This window comes from Pelistega indica, assembly GCF_000506865.1.
Classification (GTDB): Bacteria; Pseudomonadota; Gammaproteobacteria; order Burkholderiales; family Burkholderiaceae_B; genus Taylorella; species Taylorella indica.
In genome coordinates this window covers 17,709-35,416 of sequence record NZ_AYSV01000088.1, presented here as the reverse complement: position 1 = coordinate 35,416, position 17,708 = coordinate 17,709, and the positions used below count along the sequence as shown (strand labels likewise).

General features: G+C 38.1%; 18 protein-coding genes and 2 tRNA genes. 16 read left to right on the top strand and 4 right to left on the bottom strand.

Going from position 1 to position 17,708, the window contains the following annotated elements; all coding sequences use genetic code 11:
- The first annotated feature begins 32 nt into the window (after positions 1-32).
- From V757_RS27585 to V757_RS22465, 12 genes are all read left to right on the top strand, one after another.
- The gene (locus tag V757_RS27585) at positions 33-431 is read left to right on the top strand and encodes a translation initiation factor IF-2 N-terminal domain-containing protein (RefSeq protein WP_031274652.1); all 399 of its coding nucleotides are present in this window, start codon (positions 33-35) and stop codon (positions 429-431) included.
- Positions 394-2,964: a translation initiation factor IF-2 gene (gene infB / locus V757_RS0114325; RefSeq protein ID WP_390621560.1), complete on the top strand. Its 2,571-nt coding sequence runs from the start codon at positions 394-396 to the stop codon at positions 2,962-2,964. The genes V757_RS27585 and infB overlap by 38 nt, the downstream gene beginning before the upstream one ends.
- Positions 2,965-2,971: 7 nt before the next feature.
- The gene (gene rbfA / locus V757_RS22505; protein ID WP_023951380.1) at positions 2,972-3,385 is read left to right on the top strand and encodes a 30S ribosome-binding factor RbfA; all 414 of its coding nucleotides are present in this window, start codon (positions 2,972-2,974) and stop codon (positions 3,383-3,385) included.
- Between the two features lie 39 nt (positions 3,386-3,424).
- The gene (gene truB / locus V757_RS22500; RefSeq protein ID WP_023951378.1) at positions 3,425-4,177 is read left to right on the top strand and encodes a tRNA pseudouridine(55) synthase TruB; all 753 of its coding nucleotides are present in this window, start codon (positions 3,425-3,427) and stop codon (positions 4,175-4,177) included.
- On the top strand, positions 4,174-5,997 hold the full coding sequence (typA, locus tag V757_RS22495) for a translational GTPase TypA (protein WP_023951376.1): 1,824 nt from the start codon (positions 4,174-4,176) through the stop codon (positions 5,995-5,997). The genes truB and typA overlap by 4 nt, the downstream gene beginning before the upstream one ends.
- A gap of 234 nt (positions 5,998-6,231) precedes the next feature.
- Positions 6,232-6,771, top strand: a complete 540-nt coding sequence (locus V757_RS22490; RefSeq protein WP_023951373.1) for a hypothetical protein — start codon at positions 6,232-6,234, stop codon at positions 6,769-6,771.
- Positions 6,772-6,852: 81 nt separating this feature from the next.
- A complete protein-coding gene (locus V757_RS29610) occupies positions 6,853-6,987 on the top strand; it encodes a hypothetical protein (protein ID WP_023951371.1) in 135 nt (44 codons plus the stop codon).
- An 84-nt stretch (positions 6,988-7,071) separates the two neighbouring features.
- Positions 7,072-7,965: a polyphosphate kinase 2 family protein gene (locus tag V757_RS22485; protein WP_081710679.1), complete on the top strand. Its 894-nt coding sequence runs from the start codon at positions 7,072-7,074 to the stop codon at positions 7,963-7,965.
- Positions 7,966-8,134: 169 nt separating this feature from the next.
- Positions 8,135-8,210, top strand: a tRNA-Asn gene (locus V757_RS22480).
- 21 nt (positions 8,211-8,231) lie between these two features.
- Positions 8,232-8,307, top strand: a tRNA-Asn gene (locus tag V757_RS22475).
- A gap of 105 nt (positions 8,308-8,412) precedes the next feature.
- Positions 8,413-9,909 carry a Na/Pi cotransporter family protein gene (locus tag V757_RS22470; RefSeq protein ID WP_052019343.1) on the top strand — a complete coding sequence of 499 codons (1,497 nt, stop codon included), beginning with the start codon at positions 8,413-8,415 and terminating at the stop codon, positions 9,907-9,909.
- The gene (locus V757_RS22465) at positions 9,876-10,253 is read left to right on the top strand and encodes a hypothetical protein (RefSeq protein ID WP_147628865.1); all 378 of its coding nucleotides are present in this window, start codon (positions 9,876-9,878) and stop codon (positions 10,251-10,253) included. Before V757_RS22470 ends, V757_RS22465 begins: the two co-directional genes overlap by 34 nt.
- On the opposite strand, the gene V757_RS22460 is transcribed toward V757_RS22465, so the two are convergent.
- Positions 10,250-12,073, bottom strand: a complete 1,824-nt coding sequence (locus tag V757_RS22460) for a monovalent cation:proton antiporter-2 (CPA2) family protein (protein WP_023951367.1) — start codon at positions 12,071-12,073, stop codon at positions 10,250-10,252. The genes V757_RS22465 and V757_RS22460 overlap by 4 nt on opposite strands.
- Positions 12,074-12,241: 168 nt before the next feature.
- Here V757_RS22460 and V757_RS22455 point away from each other — a divergent pair, with 168 nt between their 5' ends.
- Positions 12,242-12,490, top strand: coding sequence for a DUF2798 domain-containing protein (locus tag V757_RS22455; RefSeq protein WP_023951366.1), 249 nt, complete (start codon positions 12,242-12,244; stop codon positions 12,488-12,490).
- Between the two features lie 57 nt (positions 12,491-12,547).
- Here V757_RS22455 and V757_RS22450 read toward each other — a convergent pair whose 3' ends face one another.
- From V757_RS22450 to V757_RS22440, 3 genes are all read right to left on the bottom strand, one after another.
- Positions 12,548-13,606 (bottom strand): NAD(P)-dependent alcohol dehydrogenase, encoded by a 1,059-nt coding sequence (locus V757_RS22450; RefSeq protein WP_023951364.1) that lies wholly within the window; start codon positions 13,604-13,606, stop codon positions 12,548-12,550.
- Positions 13,607-13,615: 9 nt separating this feature from the next.
- Positions 13,616-14,479 (bottom strand): LysR family transcriptional regulator, encoded by an 864-nt coding sequence (locus V757_RS22445; RefSeq protein ID WP_023951362.1) that lies wholly within the window; start codon positions 14,477-14,479, stop codon positions 13,616-13,618.
- A 242-nt stretch (positions 14,480-14,721) separates the two neighbouring features.
- Positions 14,722-14,943: an HP1242/YdcH family protein gene (locus tag V757_RS22440; RefSeq protein WP_023951360.1), complete on the bottom strand. Its 222-nt coding sequence runs from the start codon at positions 14,941-14,943 to the stop codon at positions 14,722-14,724.
- Positions 14,944-15,094: 151 nt separating this feature from the next.
- Here V757_RS22440 and V757_RS22435 point away from each other — a divergent pair, with 151 nt between their 5' ends.
- From V757_RS22435 to V757_RS22430, 3 genes are read left to right on the top strand one after another with little or no spacing between them, the layout of a single operon-like run.
- A complete protein-coding gene (locus V757_RS22435; RefSeq protein ID WP_023951358.1) occupies positions 15,095-15,745 on the top strand; it encodes a CDP-alcohol phosphatidyltransferase family protein in 651 nt (216 codons plus the stop codon).
- Between the two features lie 3 nt (positions 15,746-15,748).
- Positions 15,749-16,687: a lysophospholipid acyltransferase family protein gene (locus tag V757_RS29775; RefSeq protein WP_023951356.1), complete on the top strand. Its 939-nt coding sequence runs from the start codon at positions 15,749-15,751 to the stop codon at positions 16,685-16,687.
- The gene (locus tag V757_RS22430; RefSeq protein ID WP_023951354.1) at positions 16,680-17,636 is read left to right on the top strand and encodes a phosphatidate cytidylyltransferase; all 957 of its coding nucleotides are present in this window, start codon (positions 16,680-16,682) and stop codon (positions 17,634-17,636) included. The genes V757_RS29775 and V757_RS22430 overlap by 8 nt, the downstream gene beginning before the upstream one ends.
- Positions 17,637-17,708 lie beyond the last annotated feature (72 nt).

The following is a 17,708-nucleotide window of genomic DNA, read 5'->3' as shown; positions in this document are numbered from 1 at the left end:
AAATTATTTTAGTTGTTAGAAAAGAGAACCGAATGCCAAATACCACTGTTTCACAGTTTGCTGAAGAAATTAAACTATCCACAGACGTATTGCTTGAGCAACTACGTCTTGCTGGCTCAAAGATTAAGTCGGCAGATGATGTTGTGACGGAAGAAGATAAAGCGAAACTCTATAAAATGCTTAAAAATGATCACGGTGAAAGTAAAGAGAAGAAAAAAATTACGTTAACGCGTAAAAAAGTCTCTGAAATTCGTCAAGCTGACGGATCAAAAGTTCAGGTAGAAGTACGCAAAAAACGAGTAGTTGTTTCTCCCGAAATTACAAAAGAGCAAATTAAAGCTGCTGCTCAAAAAGAAGAAGCAAAAGTTACTGCTGAACCACCTTCAGCAGTGGTTGAGGCTGAAAAAACAAGTTGCTATAGAAAAAACTAATGTTGCTACTAAGGCAGCAGAGACAATTGTGAATGAACAGGAGTCAACAGCACCTGTAATGGCATCTACTGGAAAAGTAGCGGCAATAGCAGAAACAGAGAACGCATCAGTTGCTGATGTATCAAAGACTGAATCACCAAAGCAAGAACCGACAAAGGCAGAAACATCCAAACAAGATAGTAAAGAAGCTCCAAAAGTTGATGCTAATAAAGAATCAGTTAAAGAAACAAGCGCTAAAGTGGCTGATGATACTCAGGCTCGTAAGCCCAACTCACAAACAGCTAAATCAGAAAATAAAACATCTGGTTATAGACAAGAGCGTAAGCCTGAGCATAAAAATCAATTTAATAAGCCAAAATCGGATAAACCAAAATTCGAACAAAATAACAAATCATCAACTAGCAACAAACCACAGCACTCTTCAGCTGATCGTGAAAATGCTCGTCAAAAAGTTGAGCATGAGGCTGCTGCTATCCGTGATTTATTACGTAAACCAGCTCGTACTGTTAAGGCAGAGCCTATTGAGGCGATTAATCCAGATGGCGTAACTAAAAAATTAGGCAAAAAAGATGTTAAAGCATCAGCTAAGAAAAATACGGATGTTGAAAAGAACTGGAATGATGGCGCTCGTAGCAGTAAAAAATCAGCCAATAATGACAAACGTAGTCATGGCTTAGGTGGTGATGAGGACGGCTGGAGAGCAGGTGGTAGTCGCAATAAAAACAAAAATAAACAGCAACAAGAACAACGCCAACAACCACAGGTAATTGAATTTATTGCACGTGAAATTCATGTGCCAGAAACGATTACTGTGGCGGACTTAGCACACAAGATGTCTGTTAAAGCGACTGAAGTTATCAAGAAATTGATGATGCTAGGTCAGATGGTGACTATTAACCAAGTATTAGATCAAGACACAGCCATGATTGTGGTTGAAGAGTTTGGTCATACAGCTGTTCAAGCAAAACTGGATGACCCAGAAGCCTTCTTAGCCGATGAAGGCACAGTCCAAGAGAGTGAAGCATTGCCACGTGCGCCAGTTGTTACTGTGATGGGACACGTTGACCATGGTAAAACATCACTTTTAGACTATATTCGTCGTGCTAAAGTTGCTTCAGGGGAAGCAGGTGGTATTACCCAACATATTGGTGCTTATCGAGTACAAACAGAAGGTGGTGTAGTCACATTCCTTGATACGCCAGGACATGAGGCCTTTACGGCTATGCGTGCACGTGGTGCCAAGGCAACTGATATTGTTATTCTTGTAGTAGCAGCTGATGACGGTGTTATGCCACAAACACGTGAGGCGATTCATCATGCCAAAGCAGCTGGAGTGCCTCTTGTAGTTGCCATTAACAAAATTGATAAACCAGAAGCAAACCCTGAACGTGTCAAACAAGAGTTAGTTGCAGAAGAGGTTGTTCCTGAGGAATATGGTGGCGATGTACCATTCGTTCCTGTCTCAGCTAAAACAGGCCAAGGTATTGATGATTTACTTGAAAATGTATTATTACAGGCTGAAATTCTTGAGCTAAAAGCGCCTGTTGATGCCCCGGCCAAGGGAATTGTGATTGAGGCACGTCTAGATAAAGGACGTGGTCCAGTAGCGACAATTCTTGTTCAAAGTGGTACTTTAAAACGTGGTGATGCATTACTGGCAGGAGCTACTTTTGGTCGTGTTCGTGCCATGCAAGATGAACATGGTCGCAATATTGATCAAGCAGGTCCTTCGTATCCAGTTGAAATTCAAGGTTTAACAGAAGTACCTGCCGCTGGTGATGAGGTTCAAGTTCTGCTAGATGAGCGTAAAGCACGTGAAATCGCTTTGTTCCGTCAAGGTAAATTCCGTGATGTGAAATTGGCTAAACAACAAGCACAGAATTTAGAAAATATTCTAAATGGTACGGCGACAGATGGTGTGAAAACACTTTCTTTGATTATCAAAACCGATGTACAAGGTTCTCAAGAAGCATTGGCTCAATCCTTATTGAAACTTTCCGGTGATGAGGTGCGTGTACAAGTTGTGCATGCAGCCGTAGGTGGTATTTCAGAGAGTGATGTGAACTTAGCGATTGCCTCTCAAGCAGTTATTATTGGGTTTAATGTACGTGCCGACCAAAATGCTAAGAAATTGGCAGAGCACAATGGTATTGATATTCGCTACTATAATATTATTTATGATGCTGTAGATGAAGTGAAGAGTGCTTTATCTGGCATGTTAGCGCCAGAAAAACGCGAAGAAATTATTGGTTTAGTAGATGTGCGAGAGGTTTATCGTATTTCTCGTATTGGTACCGTTGCGGGATGTATGGTTCTAGAAGGACTTGTACGTCGTGATGCTCAAGTTCGTCAATTACGTAACAATGTTGTCATCTGGACGGGATCTTTAGATTCACTAAAACGTTTCAAAGACGATGCTAAAGAAGTCAAATCAGGCTTTGATTGTGGTATTTCTTTACGTGGTCAAAATGATATTGAAATTGGTGACCAATTCGAAGTCTTCGAAATTCGTGAAATTGCCCGTACTTTATAGATAAGTTATGAGTCGACATAAAAATAAAGCACCAGCTAGTCGTAATATTCGACTAGCTGACCAAATTCAAAAAGATTTAGCCCAATTAATTCAACGGGAGCTAGGAACTCGCTCAGGGTTAATTACACTGACTGGAGTAGAGTTAAGTCCGGACTATGCCCATGCAAAAGTCTTTTTTACGGTATTAGGTGCAGAGCCTGAGGAAGCAACTGCTGCACTAAATGAAAAAGCAGGATATTTACATTCATTGCTATTCAAAATGTTGCACATTCATACTGTACCTACCCTACATTTTCATCATGATAATCAATTAGCACATGGGATTGAGATGAGTAGACTGATTGATCGTGCTAATCATCCAGAAGATTTTCCTGATGAGGGTGATATTCCCAATTTTGAACCCCCTAAAATTCGAGGCTAACTATTTTATGCTTAGACTAGACTAAGGTGTCAACGTAGTATGGGGAAAAGAAAAGGACAAGATATTGATGGCGTTCTATTACTTGATAAACCAGAGGGTGGATCAAGTAATTTTGCACTTCAACGAGCTCGTCGTAAACTTGATGCAAAAAAAGCAGGTCATACTGGAACCTTAGATCCGTTTGCTACAGGTCTCTTAATTTGTTGCTTTGGTAAAGCGACTAAAATTTGTGGTGCAATGCTTAATGTAGATAAAAGCTATAGAGCCACATTGACTTTAGGAAGTGAAACTGACTCAGGAGACTTAACTGGAGAGGTTGTACAACACTGTTCAACTTTTACAGGAATTACGAAAGAGCAGTTAAATACTATTATTCCTCAGTTTGTAGGTGAAATAGAGCAGATACCCCCTATGTATTCTGCTTTAAAGCGAGATGGTAAACCACTCTATGAGTATGCTCGTCAAGGCATTGAGTTAGAAAGAGCGCCCCGAAAAGTTGTTATATATGACATATCTATAGTGACTTTTTCTGAGAAAGAAGTGGTATTAGATATTTTTTGCAGCAAAGGTACTTATATTCGTACCCTTGCACAGGATATAGGTCGTGCCTTAGGTTGTTTTGCACATTTGCGTGCGTTGAGAAGAACCTCAGTCGGACCATTTAAATTAAGTGATGCGATTACATTGGAGGCGTTTCAAGCATTGGAAGAACCTCAACGTATATTGTTATCGTTAAATGATTTACCTCCGGACTTATTACCGGAAAAATTACGTACAAAGGAAATATTATGAGCCGTGCGCTCCGCAACATTGCTATTATTGCCCACGTTGACCATGGTAAAACAACATTGGTTGACCAATTACTTCGCCAATCAGGTACTTTCCGTGAAAATCAACACGTTGCTGAACGTGTGATGGACTCTAATGATATTGAAAAAGAGCGTGGTATTACTATTCTTTCTAAAAACTGTGCCGTAGAGTATGAGGGTACACATATTAATATTGTGGATACCCCAGGACACGCAGACTTTGGTGGTGAAGTAGAACGTGTGCTATCGATGGTTGATGGTGTATTACTGTTAGTGGACTCAGTTGAGGGGCCTATGCCTCAAACTCGTTTTGTGACTAAAAAAGCATTAGCTCTAGGTTTAAAGCCTATCGTAGTGGTGAATAAAATTGATCGCCCTGGTGCTCGTCCAGATTATGTAGTGAATACCACATTTGATTTATTTGATAAATTAGGTGCTACAGAAGAACAATTAGATTTCCCAATCGTTTATGCTTCTGGTTTAAATGGTTTCGCTGGGTTAACTGAAGACGTTCGTAGCGGAGATATGCGTCCTTTATTTGATACTGTCTTAAAATACGTGCCACAACGTAATGATAATGCAGACGCGCCATTGCAATTACAAATTATTTCTTTAGACTACAACAGCTATGTCGGTAAAATTGGTGTAGGTCGTGTTAATCGTGGCCGTGTACGTCCAGGTCAAGATGTTATTGTGAAGTTTGGCCCAGAAGGAGAACCAATTAAAGGCCGCATTAATCAAGTCTTAAAATTCAAAGGATTAGACCGAGAGCTTGTTGATTCTGCAGAAGCAGGGGACATTGTATTGATTAATGGTATTGAGGAGATTGGAATTGGTTGTACAATTTGTGACCCAGCCACTCCTGAAGCATTACCAATGCTTAAGATTGATGAACCAACCTTAACAATGAACTTTATGGTAAATACTTCACCATTAGCAGGACGTGAAGGTAAATACGTAACTAGTCGCCAAATCCGTGATCGTTTAAATCTTGAATTAAAATCAAACGTGGCTTTACGTGTAAAAGATACTGATGATGATACTGTATTTGAAGTGAATGGTCGAGGTGAATTACACCTAACAATTTTAATTGAGAATATGCGCCGTGAAGGGTATGAATTAGCCGTATCACGTCCACGAGTTGTATTTAAAGAAATTGATGGTGTTCGTTGTGAACCAATGGAATTGTTAACTATTGACGTTGAGGACGAGCACCAAGGTGGCGTGATGGAAGAGTTAGGTCGTCGTAAAGGCGAATTGCTTAATATGGAATCTGATGGTCGTGGTCGTACCCGTTTAGAGTACCGTATTCCAGCACGTGGTTTAATTGGTTTTTCTGGTGATTTCTTATCAATGACACGTGGTACAGGTTTAATGAGCCATATTTTTGATGATTATGCACCAGTCCGTGAAGGTAGTATTGGTGAGCGTCGCAACGGAGTGCTTATTAGCCAAGATAATGGTGATGCGGTGGCATATGCTCTTTGGAAACTACAAGATCGTGGTCGTATGTTTGTATCGCCAGGTGAACCACTTTATGAAGGAATGATTATTGGTATCCATAGCCGTGATAATGACTTAGTCGTTAACCCAATTAAAGGTAAACAATTAACTAATATCCGTGCGTCAGGTACTGATGAGGCTGTTCGTTTAGTTCCACCTATCAAATTAACACTTGAATATGCGGTTGAGTTTATTGATGACGATGAATTAGTAGAAGTAACCCCTAAGAGCATTCGTCTACGTAAGCGTTATTTACTTGAGCATGAGCGTAAACGTGCAGCACGTGAAGCCGCTGTGTAATTTTCACGGCTAAGATGTATATGCCATTTTATTAAGGTAATACTTATAAAGTGTCAAGACCTGATGGTATCCATCAGGTCTTTTTTAATTAAAAAAATGAATTTGATTTTTATCATTAGTTTTTATGTAAAAGTTTGGTAATATATCTCTAATTCAACGAAAACTAAGTTTTTGAGTATTACAGTGCATTCTATAAAGTATAAGTTTCAATTAAGTCCTAAACAGCAGCATTTTATGCTGTGGGCTATGCTTGTACTTTTTTCAGTTCGAAGCTTAGTGCCGATTGGCTTTATGCCAAGCCAAAATTCTCATGATGAACAAATTCGTCTTGAGATTTGTTTGCCAAGTGGGCATAAAGCCTATACATGGATTAATCTTAATGATAATTCTACCAATCAGGATTTAACTAATGCTACGTCTTCCGATTTAGAGGGGATTGTGGCAAGTGATAAGGCTGATGTTTATACGTGTGCCTTCTTTTCTATCAATCATATGGGTATGGCCTCTGGATGGGGTTACAATCCTCTTGCATTGATAGATAGCAGTTTCTTATCAGATGTATTAGCACAATATAGTCAAATTTTTCCTAAACAGTATTTAGGTCCACCTTTAGGGTCTAGAGCTCCTCCAATGTCTGCTTGGGTTAGCTTGACTTCACCCCAAGCACTGTCTGAATCATCTTGCCTCTTATGTGATTCAGACACTACAATCCGTATCGGTTTGGATAGATTTGCGTTCTCCTCTAATCTTGCTTATCACCATATCCAAAGTTGATACGGATTGTTTTTTGTAACGCTTAAAAGCTCATTCTGTGGTATGTTATAGAAACGATTAACAGAGTTAAGGATAACTACCATGAGCAAAGATAAATCTGATAAGAAAAAATCTAAAAAAGATTCTCATAAAAAGCATCAACACTACGCTGAAGATGATGTTCTATTAGCGGTAAACCCTACTAAATCTTCTAAAAAAGAAGAATTTAAAAGATAAAAATCACAAAGATAAAGCATCTAAAGATAGTAAAGACAAAAATAATAAAGATTCTGATCAAAAGGAAAAAGAACTCTTCTTACGATAAAAAACAAGTCTGATATTTATCAAGAAAATATTTCTGCTAAATATCGTGTTGAGAATGGCAAAAAATTTGACCTTTCCGAGTGCCCAGTATCACCAGGGTTTGATGTAGATGAGAAAGAAGCCGCTGAAATCTTAGAGGATATTGTTAAGCAAATTGCTAAGCAACAAATGGTTTTATATGCGGATAACAAATGGTCATTGCTACTCGTCTTTCAAGCAATGGATGCGGCAGGCAAAGACTCAACTATTAAAAATATTCTTTCTGGTGTGAACCCGCAAGGCATAGAGGTTTTCTCATTTAAGCGACCAAGTTATAAAGAGTTATCGCATGATTTCTTATGGCGTACAACTTGTGATTTGCCTGAAAGAGGGAATATTGGCGTTTTTAATCGTTCTTATTATGAGGAAACTCTGATAGCGAGAGTACACCCAGATATTCTTGAGAGTGAGCCGATTCCTAAAAAATTAGTCACAAAGCATATTTGGGATGAACGCTTAGAATCTATTAAAGACTTTGAAAAACATATTAGTCGTAATGGTGTAGTGGTATTAAAATTTTATCTGCATATTTCTAAAGAGGAGCAAAAATCGCGTTTACTTGCGAGAATTGAAGATCCTGATAAAAATTGGAAATTTGATAAAAATGACTTATATGAACGTAAGTTTTGGAATGACTATATGCATGCTTATGAAGAAACCATTAAACATACAGCGACAGAATATGCTCCTTGGTATGTTATTCCTGGTAATAGTAAGCCTTATGCCCGTATTGTAGTTGCTGATGCCGTATTACAGGCGCTAAAGTCACTCAAACTACAATATCCTAGTCTGCATCCTACTGAACAGAGTTATCTTGAAGAGTGTAGGAAATTATTGGAGAACGAGGAATAAGTTCTTGTGTAACGATAAGGATTACATAGTATGTGATGAGAGGTTTATGGTGATGAGACATGCAAGAGTTATTAGTTGCATTTATAAGACGAAATAAAAATAAATTCGTGAATACTTGATAATTTCTTGCATTACTAAATAAACTTTGTCATAATTACATTCTTGATGTTGCCCCATAGCTCAGTCGGTAGAGCGACGGACTGTTAATCCGCAGGTCACTGGTTCGAACCCAGTTGGGGCAGCCAGCATCAAAAACAATAGAATTTTGCCCCATAGCTCAGTCGGTAGAGCGACGGACTGTTAATCCGCAGGTCACTGGTTCGAACCCAGTTGGGGCAGCCAAGTTAAAGCCACTTATTGAATATAAGTGGCTTTTTTACGTTTATTCTTAGCGTTTATGCTATTCTTAGCGATTAGATATCTTTCCCAATTAACTGTATAAACCTTATGCAAGTCTTCACACCGAAAACTCAAACTATTATTAAATATTTAGTGATGGTGCTATGTCTTATCACTACGGTAGTTGGATTTGGGCATAGTCATGCATTTGCTCAATTAAGTTATGGTATTGCACTGTTTTTATTTGGTATGCAATGTATTGAGGATGGTTTGCAAGCTGGTACGGGAGGGACAGTAGAGCGCCTAATGGCAAGTGGTACGAAAACTCCATTTAAAGGATTGCTATTCGGGATGTTCTCTACATTTATTTTGCAATCAAGCACACTTGTGTCTTTGCTAACGATAGCCTTTTTGGGTACTGGTTTAATTACGCTAGCAGGTGGTATCAGTATTATTTTAGGAACTAATTTAGGCGCTACAAGTGGTATCTGGTTATTAGCCTTATTAGGTAAAAATATTAGCTTAAGTGTTTTTGCAACACCTATTTTTGTATTAGGTGTATTAGCGAGTTTTTTTAAAGGTAAAACAAAATCTATTGGCAGGGTTTTTATTGGGATAGCTTTAATCTTTATTGGGATTGAGACACTGCAAAAAGGCTTTGGAACGCTAGGTAATGATATGGACTTTAGCCGAGTTCAGACAGATGGTTTACTCAATATTCTTACCTTTAGCTTAATTGGTTTTATCATTACGATTCTTTTACAATCCACACATGCAGCGTTGATTTTGACGTTAGCCTCTTTAAGTGCAGGACAAATCAATGTAGATCAATCGTTTGCTATTGCTCTTGGCTCTAATGTAGGGAGTAGTGTGGTGACAGCATTTGTTGGAATATTGGAAAGCTCTAGAGATGGTAAACGTTTGGCGATTGTACATGTACTGTTCAATATTGTTACTGCCTTGTTGGCATTGATGATTTGGATTCCACTTGTGAGTGTGGTAAAAGCAATTGCCGCTGAGTTTTCTATGAATTCTTTGTTGCAATTGGCTTTATTTCATACCCTATTTAATGTGCTAGGGGTCTCATTATTTTGGCCGATACAGTCTCGTTTATCAGAAATGTTATATCAATGGTTACCTGAGAAAAAAGAACCTTCTAGTCGCATCGGGAAAGAATTTACATCGATCAAAGCTAAATATTTGACCCCTAATATGTTATGTTCTGGAGACTCAGCTGTTCGAGCTGTGCATTTGGAAACCCAACATTTAATGAGAGTTTGTATTGAGGAGCTTTGCCATGCTTTTTATATTAAACCTGATACAGTTTATCAGTTTGATAATCCTCAAGTTTCCACGTTAACAGATCAGCAGTTATTAGTTGCTGATGCTAAAGCTTTTTATGATACTCAGGTAAAAGAGTTGTATGCACAGATAGTATATTTTACGAGTCAATTGCAAACGAATAACCCTCGCGATGAAGATCATTTATTCCAATTGAATGTTTTAGGATCATTAATTGTTGATATCGGCAAAGAAGCAAAAAAAAGCACAAAAAAAATATGGCTCAGAATTTGTCTGTATCTCCAAGTACTTCTGATGGATTAATATTATCAACAGTCATTCAGCAGCGATTGTCAGAGAGTTATATGAGTATTAGAGAGTATGTGTTTTTGCTCATACAACATTTTATTTGGGCTAATGCAGATGGGTATCAGACTCGATCAGTAGAAGTGAAATTTGATAATTTATTGCGACAAGAGCAAGATTTATTACTTAAACTACAAGAAGATAGTTTACGCCATTTAAGAGAGCAACTTATTGATAACCATAGTTTCTTAGAGCTGATGTCTACTCTTGTGCATGTTAGAAAAATTCACCAAAACTTGGTAGAAATTGACCAGTTAAATTTATTAGATCAAAATGCCTTAATGCCTGAAAAAAATGACTAGTCCTCGTTTTCTTCTTTGAGCAATTTTTTACTAGCAATAAGCTCCTGGATGGCTTCAAACATTTTTTGTTCTTGTGCTTTGGCTTCTGCATTCAGTGCTTTATTATTAAACATTTTAATGCTGGAGTCATATAACGCAGCAGTTGCTTTCATGCCTTGTCGATTTAGTTTACTGTAGAGTTGGCTAATTTCCTGCGCTGTTTCAAGCTCCGTTCCCAACAATTCTAGTGCATGTTGCCCACTTAGTACTGCACTATCAAATGTTTCTCTGACAATTTTTTCTACACCTAGATTATATAAATGATAAGTGTGAATTCTGTCATAGGAACGAGCTACAATTTTAAGGTTAGGATTGACTGACTTAGCAAAGGCGACAATTGCATTAGTATGTTGTGGGTTGTTGATAGCAACGATCAAAAGACGTGCTTTTTCAATTCCTGCAATTCGTAGAAGCTCAGGTCGTGTCGCATCACCAAAATAAGTTTTCACACCAAAATGGGCAAGGCTATTGATTAAGTCTTGGTCTATATCAATAATAGTGGTTCTTTGATACCCTGATGTCCAAAGCATTTGTCGAATAATTTGCCCAAAACGTCCTACACCAACTAAAATAATCTCATGCTGTTCATCAATGGTCGGTGTTTCTTGAGTCTGTTTGGGGGCTTTTTTATCAAAAATCCACGTTTTAAGTCTTAAGAAAATAGGCGTAAATGCCATGGATATCACGATAGCAGCCGTCATTAATCCATTTTCTTGGTCGTTAATAATGCCAAAAGATAGGGCAGAGGTATAAAGTACAAATGCAAATTCCCCTCCTTGGTTCATAATAAAGGCTCGATTAAATGCTTCTTTATGAGATGATTTTGTTAGGCGAGCGATTGAGTAAACAACCAACATATTAGTAAACATAAGTGCTAACACACCTGTTAGTAATAAATACCAATATTTTTGGACCAAGTTTAGGTTGAGCGACATGCCTATACTAACAAAAAATAAGCCGAGTAATAAACCTCTAAACGGTTCAATATCTGCTTCTAATTGATGTCTAAAACTAGATTCAGACAATAAGACACCTGCCAAAAAGGCTCCCATTGCCATAGATAAACCAGCAAATTCTAGTAACATACCTGACCCTAGTACCACCAATAAAGCCGCAGCGGTCATAATGTCACGTGCTTGGTAACGAGCAAGTTTTTTAAATAAGGGATTGAGAAGCCATAAGCCGGAAACGATAAGGATGGCAATACAGGCAATACCAATCCCAATACTTTCCCATAAAGGCACCGTGCTTTTTATCTTGGTAGGTGATAGTTGAGAAATCACGAATAATAGAGGAACAATCATTAGGTCTTGGAATAATAAGATGCTAATAATCTTTTGACCACTTGGTGTATTCAGCTCATTTCTTTCACGAATAATAGAGGTTACCATGGCGGTAGAAGTGAGGACAAAGCCAGCAGCACAGACAAAAGCCACCTGCCAATTGGCGCCAAATCCAATGCCAACAAACGTTAATAATGTTCCTCCTGTAAGCACTTGTAATCCACCTACAACAAAGATTTGTTTACGTAGTGCCCATAGGTAAGATGGCTTCATCTCTAGACCTATAATGAATAGAAACATGACTACGCCAAGTTCGGAGATATGAAAAATCGTACTAATATTCGAAAAGAGTTGTAATCCATAAGGACCGATGGCAATCCCTGCAATTAGATACCCCAGCACAGAGCCTAGACCTAAACGTTTAAAAAGGGGTACAGCAATAACAGTTGCTGCTAAGAGAAGCACAACTTGAAGAAGACTACTGGAAACGGTTGCCATATATTATTGATTTAAAATTATGAGGGTCGGTAAAAAACGGCTTAGATAAATTGATGCGCCAATTTGTTTATTTTAAGCTAATGTTTTAAGTATAATACGAAGTTTCTTTATAATTTATAAGTTAACATTTTTTTATATATAAACTATCTATTTTTACCACCAAACCATATGGATAATTATCAAGTTAAATTACGCTTATTAAATACTGCACTGATGTCAATGTGTTTATCGTTTTTGATGACACTTTGGGTCACTTGGTTACATATGGGCTTTTCGGAAGGTTTTTTAAGTAAATGGTTAAAAGCATGGTTAAGTGCATGGCCTGCTGCATTTGTGGCAGTCTTTGTCTTGTCTCCTTTAATTTTTAAGTTAACCAGTAAACTTATTAAAAATCCACACCATCATCCTCATCAGTAAGTAAACAAAGCACATGGCACATAATAAGGATGATGGATATAAAGTGGATTAGTTTATTTAGCTTTCTTTTTTCAAGGAACTCATATCAATGACAAAGCGATATTTGACATCACTTCTAGACATACGTTCAAAGGCTTGATTAATATCTTGAATAGCGATTAACTCAATATCAGAAACAATATTATGCTGACCACAAAAGTCTAGCATTTCTTGAGTCTCTTCAATACCACCAATCAAAGAGCCAGCAATAGAGCGACGTCCTAAAACTAGAGGTGCACTATGAATTGTTGGTTCAATTTTATCAATCAACCCCACCAAAACTAGGTGGCCATCAATACCTAATGTACGCAAATATCCCTGTAAATCATGAGAATAGGGAACGGTATCAATGATGACATCTAATGTATTAGCAATAGCACTCATTTGTTGTTTATCAGTTGATATGACAACATGATCTGCGCCTAATTTAAGTGCATCTTGCTCTTTGCCTGGTGAGCGAGTAAAAAGAGTGACTTCTGCTCCCATGGCGTGTGCAAATTTAATCGCCATATGACCTAGACCGCCAAGTCCTACCACACCAACTTTACTACCTTTACCTACATTCCAGTGACGTAAAGGGGAATAAGTTGTAATACCTGCACACAGTAGAGGAGCAGCGGCAGCTAAATCTAAATTAGCAGGAACACGTAGTGCAAATGCTTCACTAACCACCATATTGTCGCTATACCCGCCAAACATAGGACGATCATCAATACGATCAGTATCGTTATAGGTAAGTGTTGACCCTTCTTCACAATATTGTTGCAGTTGATTTAAACAAGGTTGGCAATGGCGACAGGAATCAACCATACAGCCTACGGCGACCTTATCGCCGATAGCAAAACGAGTGACTTTGCTACCAATATTTTTGACTATACCAACAATCTCATGTCCGGGCACACAAGGATAGTTTGTCTTCCAATCACCCGTCACATGATGGTAGTCAGAGTGGCAGACACCACAATAAAGAACGTCAAATTCGATATCGTCATCACGTAAATCTCGACGTTCAAATGAAAATAATGATAAAGGTTGGTTAGCAGCACGAGCCGCATAACCTCGACTAAATATAGGCATAAGTATCCTTTAGAATTGAAGGGTTTTAGACGCTGTCTTTTCGACAAGAAAATCAATAAAAGCACGTACTTTGGCACTTAAAAATTTTCTATCCACATAGACAGCATAAATTGTTGGGAACATTAAGGTATTTCTAGCATCAAGCAGAGAAATAAGCTGACCATTTTTTAAGTAGCTCTCTGTAAGCCAGTCAGGTAAATAAGCAATTCCCATGCCCGCTAGCGCCATTTCTTTCAGTAATAGTGTGTTATTGGAATCAGCGACGGCTGGCATATTAATAGGAAGATTAGTATAGTTTGGTAGTAGTCCACCATGATTTTTTAAATCGTCAAGTTGAGTTGGTCTTCCATGCTTATTCAAGTAGTTAGGGCTGGCAACAAAACGAAATTTTACTTTGCAAAGTGGGCGAGCAATAAGACCAGGTTCTAATGTTTCAGTAGAACGCAATGCTAAATCAAAGCCTTCTTCGACCAAATTAGTATGTTTGTTCTCAAGGTAAATAGACAAATGAATGTCGGGGTATTTTTCACGAAAAAGACGAAGTAGATTGGCAAAATAGGGGGTACAACAAATTAAGGGGACGGTAATTTTTAAAATACCTTTAGGAGCGATAGTGCCTTGTTGAACTTCTAGTTGAGCATTATCCAGTGTTTCTAATGCACTCAAACATTGTTGGTAATAGTGTTCGCCTAATTCGGTAAGGCTTATTTTACGACTAGTGCGATGTAAAAGTTTGGCTTGAACTTTTTGCTCTAAACTGGTGATGTGTTTACTTGCCATAGCCGTGGATATATTTAAAAAATCAGCGGCGGCAGTAAAACTACCTAATCGCACTACTTGGCAGAATACCCGAATACTTTGTAGAGAGTCCATTTTAATCCTCAATAAAAAAGCAGTCTAAGTTTTTACTTAAACTGCTTAGATTGCTGACAAACTTTTATATTTGATTTTGACGTGCGGATTTTTATGTGAGGTGACAAAAAGCACAAAATTGATGATAAAAATCCGCACGCCGAAAGTACAACTTTTTCAATATCAGAGCAGTCTAAGTTTTTACTTAAACTGCTTAAGCTTAGTTGAATCTCCCAAATGATTCAAGCGGAATATCGCTTTGCTTATTCGCCAGAAGCTTTTTTAAGGATAACGTAAAGCTGATATCTTTTAACGCTAATTTTTGTTTTTTTTAGTGTCTCAATTTCAGTAGAATTGCTGGTAACTGGATTTTGTTCTAAACGAATAATTTGGTGGTCTAAATCGTTGTGTTCGTCAAATAAACGAGCAAAATGAGAATCCTCATTTTTAAGACGAGAGATTAAATCGCGATATTCTGGAAACATAACAACTCCTTTTAGTTATAGTAAAAAATAAGCTTTTTTCTACTTATTATTATAGCTGATGATTGTAAATTTGGTCATAAAAATAGGGTTTTCAGTATAGAATGTAACCCTGAATAAACAAGACGTTAAAAAATATAACTATAGGACAGGTATGCAAAACTATCGAAGCACGGATAGGCGACCATTGGCTGTGCGTTCTAATAAAATAGTACAAAAAATAGCACGTTGGTTAGCTAAGCGTTCATTTCCAACCCCTAATCAAATTTCATTATTTAGTATACTTTTTGCTGTATTAGGTGCCATTGCATTAAGTCTGATTATTACGGGTGACTATGTAGAGTGGAAGTTAATCATATGCACTGTATGTATCCAACTACGGTTATTATGTAACCTTTTTGATGGTATGGTAGCTGTTGAGGGAAACAAGCTAAGTCCTTTGGGTGCACTTTATAATGAGGTTCCAGATAGGATAGCAGACTCGGTCTTATTTGTTGCCCTTGGTTTTGCTTTATCTGAGTTATCATGGGGTTTATTCTTAGCATTGCTTGCTATGATGACAGCCTATATACGTAATTTAGGGGGGGCGTTAGGGTTACCTCAGTCTTTCAAAGGTCCAATGGCGAAACAGCATCGTATGGCCGTGATGACGGCTGTTTGTATAATAGGTGCTATTGAGTGGTATATGTTTAAGACAAATTATAGTTTGTATTTAGCACTAATTTTATTGGTGATAGGATCTATTGCCACGTGTATCGTGCGTTTAATCGATATAGCTACACTTCTAAATCAATCTGGAAAATAAAATATGTTAGCGACAATTTTATCTAGTCTAACCAAAATAATGATAGGTGCCTATCCTTATTGGCGCCATTCCATACCAAGTACAACACAGCGAGTTTACTTTGCTAATCATTCAAGTCATTTAGATACGCTTGCTATTTGGTCAGCATTAGGATCAGAACTAAGAAAAATTACCCGTCCTGTCGCTGCCAAAGATTATTGGGGAAAGGGTGGGATTAAAGGTATTATTGCTCATCAAGCATTAAATGTTGTATTGATTGAACGCTCAGGAGGTGGGGAAGATGATCCTTTAAAACCTTTATATGAGGCATTAGATCAGGGGGATTCATTAATTATTTTTCCTGAAGGAACAAGGCGTTACGAAGCAATGCCTGCCCCATTTAAATCAGGTCTATTTCATTTATCACGCAAATACCCCAATGTTGAGTATGTCCCCGTTTATTTAGATAATACTCGCCGGAGCCTGCCTAAGGGAGTGTTTGTACCATTGCCAGTAACGTGTACAGTGACCTTTGGTGCACCTCTTAGCATTGATTTAAATGAATCCAAAGAGAGTTTCTTGTCTAGAGCCAGAGAGGCCGTGATTAATTTATCCAAGCCTGAAAGTCTTTTAGGGCAACAGGATGAAGAGGATGTCATTGAGATTCAAAATCATGCACAGATTGAGGAGCTTAATGCGACAGCCGAGGAAATAACTGAGCAAGCTAGGACAAATATAGTCGAATCACCAGTAGATGGTGTGAGCAATATCGTCTTAAATAGCAATGTATTATCGCCAGAAGTAGCACATATAGCGAAAGAAGGCTCAGATCAAGAAGGATCGCTAGAGCATTTGCTTAATAAGGGAATTGCTATTATCAAAGGCAAAGAGCATGCTGAACATCATGATGATTCTCATCTAATCAGTGAGAAAGACAACGCAACGGAGAAAGAAAATGTTTAGTTTTTGGCAAAAGTTGTTTGTGAATGTCCCGGATAAATTTTGGTGGGTTCTCTTAGGTATAGCTGTTATTTTGTCTATTGCAACGCTAATTGGTAGACGATTATTAGCCAAAAATAATTCAGAAGTGATTGTCAATTTGAATCAGCGCATCAATGCGTGGTGGGCAATGGTAGTTGTCTTAGTGGCCTGTTTTATTTTTGGTAAGACAGCGACACTCATACTATATGCTGTTTTATCATTTCTTGCCTTGAGAGAGTTTATGACGCTGACTCCTACAGATCGTTCAGATTACTGGGCGTTAGTGTTGTGTTTCTATTTGATTATTCCATTGCAATATATTCTAATTAGCACAGACTGGTATGGTATGTTTGTCATTGGCATCCCTGTATATGGATTTATTATTATTCCTACTATTCTTGCTCTATCAGGCAATACTGAGCAATTCTTTGAGCGTACTGCCAAAATTCAATGGGGGATGATGCTGACTATTTACTGCCTAAGTTATGCGCCCGCACTGCTATTATTGACTAATGTAGAGTATGAAGGGCAAGGTCTGATGCTATTACTCTATTTACTAGTGGTCGTACAGTTGAGTGATGTATTCCAATATATCGTGGGTAAATTAGTGGGTAAAAAGAAAATAGCTCCTAATGTTAGCCCTAATAAAACGGTGGAAGGCTTTATTGGAGGCAGTTTAATGGCTATTGCCGTAGGGACCAGTTTATGGTGGATTACGCCATTTAGTGTGGGGTATGCTGCATTATTCTCCTTTATTATTGTTATCTGTGGCTTCTTTGGTGGCTTATCGCTATCTGCCGTGAAAAGAAGTTTAGGAGCGAAGGATTGGGGGCATATGATTTCTGGCCATGGGGGAGTTATGGATAGAATAGATTCTGTGTTGTTTGCGGCACCTGTTTTTTTTCACGTCGTTCGCTATACCTATTTTTAATGGATAAGCTAAACTATAGGTAAAAACTTTGTTATAATTCTACTTTCCTACTGAGCCCGTGTAGGGCAATTA